Annotated in this window: 12 protein-coding genes and 1 pseudogene; 4 read left to right on the forward strand and 9 right to left on the reverse strand. The window is 72.7% G+C overall.

What is annotated here, in order from left to right:
• Positions 1–24 precede the first annotated feature (24 nt).
• A complete protein-coding gene (locus tag PJ985_RS20270) occupies positions 25–1,374 on the reverse strand; it encodes a class II 3-deoxy-7-phosphoheptulonate synthase (protein WP_271685294.1) in 1,350 nt (449 codons plus the stop codon).
• Between the two features lie 145 nt (positions 1,375–1,519).
• Between PJ985_RS20270 and PJ985_RS20275 the strand changes: the two are divergent.
• Together PJ985_RS20275 and PJ985_RS20280 are read left to right on the forward strand one after the other, a co-directional pair.
• Positions 1,520–1,848 (forward strand): annotated as a pseudogene (locus PJ985_RS20275) (ArsR/SmtB family transcription factor); the annotation flags it as partial.
• Between the two features lie 280 nt (positions 1,849–2,128).
• Positions 2,129–4,030, forward strand: a complete 1,902-nt coding sequence (locus PJ985_RS20280; RefSeq protein ID WP_271685295.1) for an anthranilate synthase family protein — start codon at positions 2,129–2,131, stop codon at positions 4,028–4,030.
• A gap of 41 nt (positions 4,031–4,071) precedes the next feature.
• On the opposite strand, the gene PJ985_RS20285 is transcribed toward PJ985_RS20280, so the two are convergent.
• The 4 genes from PJ985_RS20285 to PJ985_RS20300 all read right to left on the reverse strand — a co-directional run bounded on the left by PJ985_RS20285 (position 4,072) and on the right by PJ985_RS20300 (position 7,931).
• Positions 4,072–5,085, reverse strand: a complete 1,014-nt coding sequence (locus tag PJ985_RS20285; RefSeq protein ID WP_271685296.1) for a 2-hydroxyacid dehydrogenase — start codon at positions 5,083–5,085, stop codon at positions 4,072–4,074.
• Positions 5,086–5,196: 111 nt separating this feature from the next.
• The gene (locus tag PJ985_RS20290) at positions 5,197–5,940 is read right to left on the reverse strand and encodes a response regulator (RefSeq protein WP_271685297.1); all 744 of its coding nucleotides are present in this window, start codon (positions 5,938–5,940) and stop codon (positions 5,197–5,199) included.
• A complete protein-coding gene (gene macS, locus PJ985_RS20295) occupies positions 5,930–7,093 on the reverse strand; it encodes a MacS family sensor histidine kinase (RefSeq protein WP_271685298.1) in 1,164 nt (387 codons plus the stop codon). Before macS ends, PJ985_RS20290 begins: the two co-directional genes overlap by 11 nt.
• 28 nt (positions 7,094–7,121) lie before the next feature.
• The gene (locus tag PJ985_RS20300; protein ID WP_271685299.1) at positions 7,122–7,931 is read right to left on the reverse strand and encodes a lysophospholipid acyltransferase family protein; all 810 of its coding nucleotides are present in this window, start codon (positions 7,929–7,931) and stop codon (positions 7,122–7,124) included.
• A gap of 184 nt (positions 7,932–8,115) precedes the next feature.
• On the opposite strand from PJ985_RS20300, the gene PJ985_RS20305 reads away from it, so the two are divergent.
• Positions 8,116–8,886: an alpha/beta hydrolase gene (locus PJ985_RS20305; protein ID WP_271685300.1), complete on the forward strand. Its 771-nt coding sequence runs from the start codon at positions 8,116–8,118 to the stop codon at positions 8,884–8,886.
• Entirely contained in the window at positions 8,873–9,517 is a 645-nt protein-coding gene (locus PJ985_RS20310; protein ID WP_271685301.1) for a hypothetical protein, read from the forward strand. The genes PJ985_RS20305 and PJ985_RS20310 overlap by 14 nt, the downstream gene beginning before the upstream one ends.
• Positions 9,518–9,637: 120 nt before the next feature.
• Here the strand turns inward: PJ985_RS20310 and PJ985_RS20315 are convergent, their stop codons facing one another.
• The 4 genes from PJ985_RS20315 to PJ985_RS20330 form a co-directional block, all read right to left on the reverse strand.
• Complete coding sequence (locus PJ985_RS20315) at positions 9,638–10,354, reverse strand: endonuclease/exonuclease/phosphatase family protein (RefSeq protein ID WP_271685302.1); 717 nt, start codon at positions 10,352–10,354, stop codon at positions 9,638–9,640.
• A 185-nt stretch (positions 10,355–10,539) separates the two neighbouring features.
• Positions 10,540–11,481 (reverse strand): ROK family glucokinase, encoded by a 942-nt coding sequence (locus PJ985_RS20320; protein WP_271685303.1) that lies wholly within the window; start codon positions 11,479–11,481, stop codon positions 10,540–10,542.
• Positions 11,482–11,555: 74 nt separating this feature from the next.
• A complete protein-coding gene (locus PJ985_RS20325) occupies positions 11,556–12,026 on the reverse strand; it encodes a DUF5304 family protein (RefSeq protein ID WP_271685304.1) in 471 nt (156 codons plus the stop codon).
• Between the two features lie 48 nt (positions 12,027–12,074).
• Positions 12,075–13,283, reverse strand: a complete 1,209-nt coding sequence (locus PJ985_RS20330) for an ArsA family ATPase (protein WP_271685305.1) — start codon at positions 13,281–13,283, stop codon at positions 12,075–12,077.
• Positions 13,284–13,288 lie beyond the last annotated feature (5 nt).

Here is a 13,288-nt window from a genome sequence, read left to right on the forward strand (position 1 = left end):
AGCGGCCCGGCCGGTGTGCCGTCGCTACTGCGCGCGGTACATCTCGGCGACCAGGAAGGCCAGGTCCAGGGACTGGCTGCGGTTCAGCCGGGGGTCGCAGGCCGTCTCGTAGCGCTGGTGCAGGTCGTCGACGAAGATCTCGTCGCCGCCCCCGACGCACTCGGTCACGTCGTCGCCGGTCAGTTCGACGTGGATGCCGCCCGGGTGGGTGCCCAGCTCCTTGTGCACCTCGAAGAAGCCCTTGACCTCGTCGAGCACATCATCGAAGCGACGGGTCTTGTGCCCGGAGGCCGCCTCGTAGGTGTTCCCGTGCATCGGGTCACTGACCCAGGCCACCTGAGCGCCGGAGGCGGTGACCTTCTCCACCAGGGTGGGCAGCCGGTCACGGATCTTGTCCGCGCCCATCCGGGTGATGAAGGTGAGCCGTCCGGGCTCGCGGTCCGGGTCGAGGCGGTCGATGAGCGTGAGCGCCTCCTCCGGGGTGGTCGTCGGGCCGAGCTTGACGCCCAGAGGGTTGCGCAGTGTCGCCGCGAAGGCGAGGTGCGCCCCGTCGAGCTGCCGGGTCCGCTCCCCGATCCACACCATGTGCCCGGAGACGTCGTACTGCTTGCCGCTGCGCGAGTCGACGCGGGTCAGCGCCGCCTCGTAGTCGAGCAGCAGCGCCTCGTGCGAGGCGTAGAACTCCACCGCGTGGAACTCGGCCGGGTCGGCACCGCAGGCGTACATGAAGTTCAGCGCGTTGTCGATCTCCCGGGCGAGCGCCTCGTAGCGCTGGCCGGAGGCGGAGTTCCGCACGAAGTCCTGGTTCCAGGCGTGCACCTGCCGAAGGTCGGCATACCCACCCGTGGTGAAGCCGCGCACCAGGTTCAGGGTCGCGGCCGAGGCGTGGTACATCCGGCGCAGCCGCTCCGGGTCCGGGGTCCGCGCCTCCTCGGTGAAGTCCGGGCTGTTGACGGAGTCGCCCCGGTAGGTCGGCAGCGTCACGCCGTCGCGGGTCTCCACCGGCTTGGAGCGCGGCTTGGAGTACTGCCCGGCGATCCTGCCGACCTTCACCACCGGCACGGCCGCCGCGTAGGTGAGCACCGCGCTCATCTGCAGCAGCGTCTTCAGCTTGGCCCGGATGTGGTCCGCGCTCACCTGGTCGAACGCCTCGGCGCAGTCTCCGCCCTGGAGCAGGAACGCCTCCCCCTTGGCCACGGAAGCCAGCCGGTCCCGGAGCTGGTCGCACTCTCCGGCGAACACGAGCGGCGGATAGGTCTCGAGGTCCGCGATCACAGCGCGCAGAGCCTCGGGGTCCGGGTAGTCAGGCTGCTGCGCCGCGGGAAGGTCACGCCAGGAGGCGACGGGAGTGCTGCTGTCAGCGTTCACGGTCACACCGCCAGGTTACGACCTGCGGCCCGGGCGTCCGGCCCGCGCCCGGGAAGTGAGACGGACGGTGGACACCTTTGGGCCACCCGCGGGATCCGCTCCGGAGCGCCCCGCCCCGGCCCGCGCCGGGATCGACACCTGTCGAACCATTCTGAGCCGTCCGCAATCGGTCCCTGCCGCGCCCTGCTGCGCACCGCTGACCGACGGCACTCTCACCAGGATGACGCCGAGACGATGGCCGCCATGTTCACGGCGCTCGGAGACCCGGTGCGGCTGCCGCTGTTCTCCGAGATCGCCTCGCACCCGGCGGGTGAGGCCTGTGTCTGCGAGATCTCCGACGTCGGAGTGTCCCAGCCCACCGTGAGCCACCGACTCACCAAGCTGCGCGCGGCAGGGCTGCTGCTGAGCGAGCGGCGCGGCACCTGGGTGTGCTACCGCGTCTGCCCCACGGTGCTCGCCGGCCTCGCCGGGGCGCTGACCGGTGTCCGCGACACGGCGGCCCGGCCGGCCGGCACCATGACCGGCACCGCGCGGGCAGGCGGCGGGAAACCGCCCGGGTATCCGGTCCGGTGATCCGCTAGAGTGCCGCACATGTTGGCGCAGATCTCCCGCACCTGGTGGTGGCCCGCTCGTCCGGCGGCCACCTGAGACTGCGCGCATCCCATTGACAGACGCGAAGGCCGCCCGGGGGGCGGCCTTCGGTGTGTCCGGTGCCGCTTCCTCCCCGCGAGCCCTCCCGGACTCCGGAAGGACCACCGCCATGATCGCTCGCCTGCTCGACGACGACTGCCCGCCCTTCGCCCTGCTCCGCCGCCGGACCCCGGGCCGGGACCCGGGCCTGGTGGAACTGCTGTTCGGCGAGGTCCAGGACGTGCCCCGGCTCACCGACCTCCCCGGCGGCGAGCCCACCGCCCTCGCACTCGTGCCCTTCCGCCAGATCCGCGAGCGCGGATTCGAGGTGACCGATGACGGCACCCCGCTGCGGGTGCTCCGGGCCACGGACCAGCACGAGGTACCGCTCGACACCCTCCTGTCCGTGCTGCCCGGGCACACCGTGCAGGTCCGCGCCGGCGGCTTCGACATCGGCGACCATGCCTACGAACAGACCGTGCGCCGTGTCGTCGAGGAGGAGATCGGCGCCGGGGCGGGAGCCAACTTCGTGGTCAGGCGAACGTTCGAGGGAGTGATCGACGGCTACGGCAAGGCCGACGCTCTCGCCCTCTTCCGGCGACTGCTCCTCGGCGAACGGGGAGCGTACTGGACCTTCCTCGTCCACACCGGGGAGCGCACGCTGGTCGGAGCCAGTCCGGAGGTGCACGTCCGGATGAGAGGCGGCACGGTCGTGATGAACCCGATCAGCGGCACCTACCGGTACCCGGCCGCCGGACCCACCGCGGACGGGCTGCTCGACTTCCTCGCGGACCGCAAGGAGACCGAGGAACTGTCCATGGTCGTCGACGAGGAGCTGAAGATGATGTGCACCGTCGGCGACATCGGGGGCACCGTCATCGGCCCCCGGCTCAAGGAGATGGCGCACCTGGCGCACACCGAATACGAACTGCGGGGCAGGAGCTCGCTCGATGTGCGCGAGGTGCTGCGCGAGACCATGTTCGCGGCCACCGTGACGGGCTCCCCGGTGGAGAACGCCTGCCGGGTCATCCGCCGCCACGAGCGCGGCGGCCGCGGCTACTACGCGGGGGCGCTGGCGCTGATCGGCCGGGACGCCGACGGCGGACAGACGCTGGACTCGCCCATTCTCATCCGCACGGCCGACATCGACGGCCGCACCGGACGGCTGCGCGTGCCGGTCGGCGCCACGCTGGTGCGCGGCTCCGATCCGGCCGGTGAGGTCGCCGAGACGCACGCCAAGGCCGCCGGGGTACTCACCGCGCTGGGCGTCCTGCCCGCTCCGGCCGCGCCCGCGGCCCGGCCGCCACGGCTGGCCGAGGACCCGAGGGTACGGGCGGCGCTGGACAGCCGGCGGTCCGGTCTGGCCCCCTTCTGGCTCGCCATGCAGAACCTCCCGCCCGCCGGCCCGCCCGGTAGCAGGCCGGTACTGGTGGTGGACGCGGAGGACACCTTCACCTCGATGCTGGCCCATCTGCTCCGGTCCACCGGCAGCGCCGTCACCGTGCGGCGCTTCGACGACCCGGGACTGCGCGCGGCCGCCCTGGCCCACCCCGGACCGGTGGTGCTCGGTCCCGGCCCAGGTGACCCGCAGGAGCCCGCGGATCCCCGGATGTGCCTGCTGCGCGCACTGACCGCTGAGCTGCTCGCGGAGCACCGCGGCGGGCTGCTGGGGGTCTGCCTGGGGCATGAGCTGCTCGCCGACGCGCTGGGCCTGGACCTGGTGCGCCGGTCGCGGCCGCATCAGGGCGCGCAGAAGCGGATCGACTTCTTCGGCGAGCCGCAGACCGTGGGCTTCTACAGCTCGTACACGGCGCGCTGCACGGAGACCGGCCGTGCGGACCTGGCGGCGCGCGGGGTGGAGCTCGCCCGCGACCCGTCCTCCGGCGACGTGCACGCCTTGCGCGGGCCGGGTTTCGCCGGGGTGCAGTTCCACCCGGAGTCGGTCCTGACCCTGGACGGGCCCGGTGTGGTGCGGCAACTGCTGGCGGCGGTGGACGGCAGGGCCGGTGCCATCGGGCGCGTTGCCACGTGAGCAAGGGGCGTCGTCCCGGCGAGGAGCGGCGCCGTGCGGGCTCAGCGCGGTCCGGGCACCGGCAGGCCGGGGGCCACCAGGGTGTTCTCGCCCGTGCGGCCCGCCCGGTAGTCCGCCACGTTGCGCACCGTCGCGTCGATGATCTGGGTGACCGCCTCACGGGTGTAGTACGCCTGGTGCGAGGTCACCAGGACGTTGCCGAAGGTGGTCAGCCGGGCCAGGGTGTCGTCGGTCATGACTTCCATCGACTTGTCGAGGAAGAACAGGCCCGCCTCGGCCTCGTACACGTCCAGGCCGACGCCGCGCAGCCGGCCCTGCCGCAGCTCGTGGACCAGGGCCTCGGTGTCCACCAGACCGCCGCGGCTGGAGTTGATGAGGAGGGCGTCGTCCTTCATGACCCGCAGGGCCGGGCCGTCGATGAGGTGGTAGGTCTGCGGCAGGAGCGGCACGTGCAGGCTGATCAGGTCCGCCTCGGCGAGCAGCTGCGGCAGTTCCGCGTAGGTCATGCCCAGCTCCCGGCAGGCCGGGTTCTCCGCGACGTCCCAGCCCAGCAGGCGCATCCCGAAGCCGTGCGCGATCCGGGTGAACGCCTCACCGATCTTGCCGGTGCCGATCACGCCGACGGTGGCGCCGTGCATGTCCTGGCCCATCAGCCCGTCGAGCCGGAAGTCGAACTCCCGGGTCCGGCGGGCGGCCCGGACGACCTGCCGGTTCAGGGCCATGGCCAGGGTCCAGGCGAACTCCGCGACCGCATGAGGCGAGTAGTACGACACCCGGGCGACGGTCATCCCGAGCTCGGCGGCGGTCTGCAGGTCGATGTTGTTGAAGCCGGTGGCCCGCTGGGCGATCATGCGGGTGCCGCCCTGGGCCAGGGCGCGCAGCACCTCCGCGTCGAGCTCCGCGTTGACGCTGACGCTGATGATCTCGTGACCGGCCGCGATGGGGACGGTGTCTCCGTTCAGGAACACATCGACGCACCGCAGCTCCTCGTCGGCGAACGCCGCCTCGAGCAGTGGCTTCTCGTCGGTCTGCACCCCGAACGCAAGGATGTCCACCGTTCGTTCCTCCCCTTGGCTCCCGTGCCTGCGGCACTCCTGGTCGGCAAGCCGGCACCCGGCACACTCCGCGCATCATGGCACAGCTGTTCGTGGCGGGGCGGGCGCGTCCTATTCGGCGTCGAGCCCTCGCTCGATGGCGTAACGGACCAGTTCCACGCGATTGTGGAGCTGGAGTTTGCCGAGCGTGTTCTGCACGTGGTTCTGCACGGTGCGGTGCGAGATGACAAGCCGCTCGGCGATCTGACGGTACGTCAGCCCCTTGGCGACCAGCCGCAGGACCTCGGTCTCCCGGGCGGTGAGCCGGGGCACCGCCGGAGCACCGGCGTCCCTCGGGCCGGGGCCCGAGGCCAGCCTGCGGTACTCCCCCAGCACCAGCCCGGCGAGCCCGGGAGTGAACACCGGCTCGCCGGCGGCCGTCCGGCGGACCGCGTCCAGCAGCTCCTCGGCGCTGGAGGACTTCAGCAGGTATCCGGTGGCCCCTGCCTTGACCGCCTCCAGCACGTCCTCCTGCTCCCCACTGGCCGAGAGCACCAGCACCTTCGGCCCCGCGTCGGCGGTCCCGCCCGGTGCGGCAGGTGCGGCAGGTGCGGCAGGTGCGGCAGGTGCGGCAGGTGCGGCATCGGGACCGGCGAGCCGGCGGCACACCTCCGCCCCCGGCAGCAGGGGCAGGTTGAGGTCGAGCACCAGCACGTCCGGCCGCACGGCCCGCGCCCGGTGCACCGCCTGCATCCCGTCGCCGGCGGTGGCCACCACCTCCAGGCCGGCGTCCGCCAGGTCACGGGCGACCGCGTCCCGCCACATCGGGTGGTCGTCCACCACCATCACCCGCACCGGGCGCTGTTCATCCGTCATGCTTCGGCATCCTCAGTTCGACCTCGGTGCCCTGCCCGGGCACCGATACCCACTCCGCGCTCCCGCCCAGCTCCCGCAGCCGCCCGCGGATGGACAGCGACACTCCCATCCGGCCCTCCGCCTCCGCCGCGGCGAGCCGCCCGGCGGGAATCCCGGGACCCTCGTCCCGAACGGTGATCAGCACCGCGTCCGGCTCGTCCTCCAGCAGGATCCAGGCCCGCGGCCCGCCGCCGTCCCCGCCACCCGCGTGCCGGCGGACATTGTCCAGGGCGGCGGCGACAGCGGCGTCCAGCTCACGAGCGACCGGGGCGGGCAGGAGCACCGGGCCACCGGGGCCCGCGAAGCTCACCCGGCCCCGGGAACGGGCCGCCAGCAGGGCCCGCAGATCCAGCCGGGCCGGCTCCTCCGGCTCCGCCCCGCCGCCCAGCGGCTGCGCGGGCACCCGCCCGCCGTTGATCAGTGTCCGCAGGGCTGTCTCCTGCTCCCCCGCCAGCCTGCCCAGCTCGGCTGCCTCACCGCCGAGCGCACCGCCACGCCGCTGCACCATCGCCAGGACCTGGAGCACTCCGTCGTGTATGTCCCGGGCGAGCCGCTCGCGCTCCCGGGTGGCCGCCTCCATGCTCATCGCCCGGGCCAGGGCGCGCTCACTGGCCCGGGCCACCTCGACCACGTAGCCGATCGTGACGCTCGCCACGCACACCAGCACCACGTTGTGCACCGTGCTGCGCGAAAGGCCGTTGTTCTCCACGAGGTTGGCCAGGCCGACCACGCCCGAGGCGGCGGCGGCCCAGCGCCAGCCCGCCTTGACCGCGAAGGCCAGCACGGCACCGGCGACCCAGATGGACGGCAGCGTGGGGCCGACTTCGCGGTGCGGATCGGCGACCGGGCTCAGCAGGATCCCGACGACGGCGAGTACGAGGTCACCGGCGAGAAAGCGCGGAGTGCAGTGCTCCGCGGACGTGACCTTGCGCAGCGTGCTCACCGTCCAGACGGTGAGCACCGCGAGGTAGCCCACGCCGACCAGCGGCCGCCCGTAGTCCCCGTACGAGAGGACGAACAGGCCCAGCACGTAGCAGAGCGTCAGAATCCGGAAGCCGGTCAGCGCCCGCCACAGCGGCTGTTCCACCGACATCCCGGACAGCTTCCCCGTCATGCCCGGCCCTCCCCGTCCCCCGGAGGCGTCAGCCCGCCCGGGTCTCGCCGTCCTTGTCCTCCCGGCGCTCCCGCTCCAGCCGGTCCTGCTCCTCACGGTCGTGCTCGGCGCGTTCCCAGGCCTTCTTCTCCGCCCGCTCGGCCTTCTCGGCCTCCGCCCGCTCCTTGGCCTCATCGGCCAGCCGGCGCTTGGCGGCGGTGGCGTAGATGTCGACGTACTCCTGCCCGGAGAGCTTCATGATGGCGTACATGACCTCATCGGTCACCGAGCGGAGGATGAACCGGTCACCCTCCATGCCCTGGTAACGGCTGAAGTCCAGCGGCGCACCGATGCGGATACCGGGCCGCATCAGCTTGGGCATCATCTTGCCCGGAGGCTGGATCTTCTCGGTGTCGATCATCGCGACGGGAAGGACGGGAGCTCCGGTGGCCAGCGCGACCCGGGCCAGGCCGCCCGGCTTGCCACGGTAGAGCCTGCCGTCCGGGGAACGGGTGCCCTCCGGGTAGATGCCGAACAGCTCACCGCGCTCCAGCACCTCGATGCCGCTCCTGATCGCCGCCTCACCCGCGCCGCGGCCGCCGGAACGGTCGACCGGCAGCTGGCCGACGCCCTTGAAGAAGGCGGCCGTCAGCTTGCCCTTGATGCCGGGGGTGGTGAAGTACTCCGCCTTGGCGATGAACGTGACCTTGCGGTCGAGCACCGCGGGCAGGAAGAAGGAGTCGCAGAAGGAGAGGTGGTTGCTCGCCAGGATCGCCGGCCCTTCCGCGGGCACGTGCTCGCGGCCCTCCACCCATGGGCGGAAGGTCAGTTTGAGCCCCGCGCCTACGGAGATCTTCATCGTGCCGTACAACAACCTGGGAACCTCCTGTGTTCTGCCGTGCACGACCTTACTGGGGTTTCGCGCCCGGCGGTTCTCCCGCAGCCCTCCGGGTGCCCTCGGCCGACTACCGGCTGTCCCCACCCGCGCGTAGGGTGGCAGTCACCGCACCCCCCGAACGGACACCGCCGAACGGAGCTCCCCGATGCTGCTTCTGCCCGGCGCCGAGGCCTTTTCGCACGACGGCTCGGCCACCGGAGTCCTGCTGTGCCACGGCTTCACCGGGACGCCGCAGTCGATGCGCCCCTGGGCCGAGTACCTTGCGGAGCGCGGCCACACGGTCTCGCTCCCCCTGCTGCCCGGCCACGGCACTCGCTGGCAGGACCTCCAGCGCACCGGCTGGCAGGACTGGTACGCGACGCTCGACCGGGAGTTCCGGCTCCTGCGTGACCGCTGCGACCAGGTTTTCCTGTGCGGACTGTCGATGGGAGGCACGCTCTCCCTGCGGCTCGCCGCCAAGCACGGGGACGCCGTGGCCGGAGTCACGGTGGTCAACCCCGCGGCCTCGTTCCCGCGGGTCACGGGATACTTCCTGCCCCTGGTCCGGCATCTGCTGCCCACGACGAAGGGCATCGCCAGCGACATCGCCCGCGAAGGGATCTCCGAGACCGGCTACGACCGCGTGCCACTGCACGCGGCGCACTCGCTGCGGCAGCTGTTCCGGCTGCTGCCGTCGGATCTGCCCCAGGTCACCCAGCCGCTGCTGCTCATGCGCAGCCGGCGGGATCACGTGGTTCCGTCCGCGGACTCCGCATACATCCTGAGCAAGGTCTCCTCCGTGGAGGTGACCGAGCGGGTGCTGGAGGACAGCTATCACGTGGCCACCCTGGACCATGACGCCCCAGGTATCTTTCAGGAGACGGACGCCTTCATGACCCGGCTCACGACGAGGAAGACCACACGTGACCGAACGTGACCAGGAACGCGGCGACGGCCGCGACCCGATCGACGAGGACGCCGCCTGGGCGGAGATCGTTGCCGGCTTCGGCAAGGCGCCGGCCGCGGAGCCGGAGACCCGTACCGGGGAGGAGCACTCCGGCCGGGCCGCTTCCGAGGAGCACGGAACCGATGCCGCCGGAACGGCTCCCGACAGCAGCCCCGGCGCACCCGCCGGCTCCGGCGAGCCGGGTTCCCCTCGGGCGGGCGGCGGGCCGGGCAATGCCTGGCGGGAGAGACCGGAGGGCGGCCCGGACGAACCTCTGCTCACCAACGGTTCGGGGCGCGACTTCCTCACCACGGGGAGCGGTCAGTGGTCGGGAACCGGGCCACGGGACTGGGCACCCGAGGACGAGCAGGGCGAGGGCCACTTCGTCCCTCCGGAACCCCCTCCGCTACCGGCTTCGGACCTGACCACGAAGTTCGCCTGGCTGGCGGTCATCGGCGGGCCGGTACTGCTGTTCCTCTGGGTGGTCTTCCAGCAGCCGGTCACGTGGTGGGTCGGCACGCTGGGCATCGGCGGCTTCCTGGTCGGCTTCGCCACCCTGGTATCCCGCATGCGGGACGGCCGGGACGAGTGGTCCGACCCGGGCAGCGGCGCGGTGGTCTGACCCGAGGTACCAAGCTCCGGTCCCGGCCGTCCCGTGCCGGAGCGGCCCGGGACCGCCCCGTCCGCGCCGGGCCGGAGCCGCGAAGCGGGGCGGACGGGGCCGGACGGAAGCGGAGTCAGCTCAGTCCGCTGCCGGTAGCCGCAGCCTCGCCAGCACCGGCAGATGGTCGGTGGCCGCCCGCAGATCGGAGTCGGTGAGGTCCGGGCTGCCGGTCGGCACCCCGCAGCCGAGCACCTCCACCTCCTGGGTGCAGAGCACGGCGTCGATGCGCTTCTCCGGCAGATCCGAGGGAAAGGTCAGCCCCCCGCCGTCGGGCGCGACCGCCCAGGCGTCCTGCAGCTCGCTCGCGAGCCGGCCGAAGGTGGGGCCCTCGGGGCGCTCGTTGAGGTCACCGGCGACGACTCCGGCGGGCACCCCCATGGCGGCCAGCCGCTCCAGCGCCAGCGCGCCCTGCTGCGTGCGCTCACCGTCGTCCAGGCTGAGATGGCAGCTGATGACCGCAAGCCGTGCGGCGGCGCCGAACCGGAGAACCGCGGTCGACAGCGCCCGGCGGTGCAGCCCCGAGTGATACGGCAGGGGGACGTCCTCGGCGCTCTCCACCACCGGCCGCAGGGTGGTCATGATCATGGTGCCGCACGCCGGTGCACCGCCGCTGACAAGCACCAGGCCGGTTGCCCGGCCCAGCCGGGCCACCTGCTGGCGCCAACGGAAGAAGCGCGGTGCCTCCTGGAAGCAGACGACATCGGGCTCGGACGCCCGGATCACCCGGGCGAGCGCCCCGACATCGTCCCGCAGGGAGCGGACGTTGTAACTGAGCAGACGGATCTCGGCGGACATGTGATCGACAGTAGCTGTTCTGTGCGCACTCCGCCCGCTGCCGGGTCAGGAGGTCAAGACAGCACGCCGCCGGCCGGTGCACCGCGTAACGGGAGGCTCCCGACGGGCAGTTCCCTGCCGTTCCGGCACAGCGGAACTCACGGTCCGGGGGCACGGACACCCGCCGGCCGGCGGTCAGCCAGTGCTCAGCCCTGGCGGGCGAGGTCGGCGGCTCCGACGAGACCCGCCCGGCCACCGAGCCTCGCTGCCAGCACCTGGGCGTGCGGCCGGTAACGGCCGCCGACCAGCCAGCGGCGGAACGACTTGCGGATGGGATCGAGGACCAGATCGCCTTCGTCCGAGACACCTCCGCCGACGATGAACGCCGAGGGGTCGAACAGCGAGGCGAGGTCGGCAAGACCCGCGCCGGCCCAGCGGGCCAGCTCACGGAAGGAGTCCACGGCAACCGGGTCGCCCTGCCGGGCCGCGGCGCTGACGTGCTTGCCCTGGATGCCCTCGGGGGTGCCGTCACCGAGGGCGAGCAGGGTCTTCGCCGCCTCCGGGGTGGCGTTGGCGCGCTGCCGGGCATAGCGGAGCAGGGCACGGCCGGAGGCGTACTGCTCCCAGCAGCCCTGGCTTCCGCAGCCGCACAGCAGGCCGTCCGGCACCACCCGGAGATGGCCGAACTCCCCGGCGACGCCGAACCGTCCACGGTGCAGCCGGCCGCCGATGATGATGCCGCCGCCCAGGCCGGTGCCGAGAGTGATGCACACGACATCGTCATGGCCCTGCCCGGCACCGAAGCGGAACTCGCCCCAGGCTGCGGCGTTGGCGTCGTTCTCGACCACGACGGACATGCCGACCAGTTGCTCGATTTTGTCCTTGAGGGGTTCCTGACGCCACTTGATGTTCGGGGCGAAGAGCACGGTGGCGCGCTTGTCGTCGACATAGCCGGCCGCGCCGATGCCGACGGCCTCGACCTGCACGCCGGTGCCGACCGTGCGGACCACGGCGGCGATGGACTCCACCAGCTCCGCGGAGGTCAGCGGGGTCGGCAGCTGACTGATCTCGAGGATGGTGCCGTCTTCATCGACCACCCCGGCCGCGATTTTCGTACCGCCGATGTCGACGCCGATGGTCAGTCCCATGAGTTCCTCAGTGCAGTCAGTGGATTCCGCCGCGGACCACCGTACCGGAGTACGAGAGGCTCTTCGGCCGGTGATCAGTCCTGGTCGCCGCGCTGGAACCCACCGGAAGGGCCGGATTCTCCCCCCTCGTCCCGACCGTCTGTTTTCGGCCTCTGCGTCCCGTGCTCATCCGTGGTACCGCCCGACGCGTCCGGATCACCCGGATTGTTCCCGGAAGGTGGCCCTGACGCGGAGGGCGGGCCGGCGGCTGCGGCACGGAACGCGGCGGCGAACTCGTCCCCGGCCCGGACCAGATGCCCGAAGACCTCGGAGTTCCGCTCCAGTACCGGCTCGACGGCGGCCCTCGCCTGCTCGGCCAGCGGCGCCACGTTCAGCCCGAAGCGGCCGAGCTGCCCGGTCACCGCCTCGGTGAGCCTGCGGAACTCCGCGGCCGGGTCCACCGGCGGAGGGCCGTACCGCTCGCGGCGTCTGGCCCGCTCCGCGGCGAGATCCTCCTCGCAGGCGGTGGCCCAGGCATCGGCGTCGGGCTCGGTTGCGTCGCTCATCGCGGGCTCCTGCGGCAGCCGGTCACGTCGGTCACGTCCGTACCGACGTTACCGGACCGGCCGGGAACCGTTGAGGGCTTCAGCGCCCCGGTGCCGCGGCACCGGGGCGAACCGCGTCACCAGGGCCCCGTCCTCCAGCCCTGCGCCGGTCAGCGTGCAGTCCCGCAGCAGCGGGGGCAGGACGAGACAGTGACGGTACGGACCGGTGGTGACGACGAGTTCGTCACCGCGGCGGACCACGGTGAGCTCGTCCCGGCGAGCACCGGGCAGCGGAAGACGCCAGCGGAGCAGCCCGTCGGCGGACCGGCCGTCCTCGACCACCCGGCCCGGAAGGGGGACCGGGTCACCGGGCGGAGGCACCTGCAGGGTTTCGAGGTCCGCCGGGCCACTCACCGGCCGGCCCAGATGGGGAATCTCGTGCACCGGCAGTCCCTCGGCCACGAGCTCCGCCAGCGCCAGCCGCTGACGGGCAGCCAGACCGGCCAGCCAGGGGTCGGGCGACCCGGTGGGCAGCAGCCGGTTGGCAAGGACTGCCTCCGACGCCGGGCCGTGCAGCGCCAGTCCGGCCCGGGCGGACCGGAGCACCGCTTCCGCCCGCGGTCCCGGCTCCACCACCCAGCGGACGCAGGTGCCCGGCCCGGTCAGGACGTCCCGGACCGCGGTCAGCTCCCGCGACCAGCGGGCAGCGCTGTCGTAGAGGGCGGCGGCGGGCAGGGAGACCCCGGTGAGCTGCGCGAGCAGCGGCCGCAGTGTGTGCGCGGTCCGCCGCTGCGCGGGAAGCAGGCGCCCGAGATACCGGAGCAGCTGGTCCGGGAGAGCGAGCAGGCGGACCGCCTCCGGAGCCGGCGGCAGCGCGGAGACGATCAGCTGCCACCGGCCGCTGCGGTGCGCCTCGTGCAGGGTGCTCAGCAGGGCGAGCGCGCCGGCGCCGGGCAGCTCGGTCAGCTCGTCGTCGTCCAGCGGTTCCGCGCCGAGCGCCGACAGGAAGGTTCCGGCGCGGTCCTGGGCCGCGAGGAACCCCTCGCGGAAGTGCCGGGCGGAGTCGGCCTCCACGGTCCACAGCCCGTCAGCCGCTTCCACGGGCTGCCCGGGGCCGGCGGCCGGCCGGGTGCCGAGGACGGCCGCGAGCCCGCAGGACAGCCCTGTGCCGATCGCCAGGGTGCGGTGGCCGGCCCGTGCCCCGGCCAGCGCTGTCGCGGCGGCCAGGGTGGTGACACCGGCTCCGCCGGGCCCCGTCACCAGGACTGTCCGGGGCACCCCGG

It is taken from the genome of Streptomyces sp. ACA25 (genome assembly GCF_028200735.1).
GTDB lineage: Bacteria > Actinomycetota > Actinomycetes > Streptomycetales > Streptomycetaceae > Streptomyces.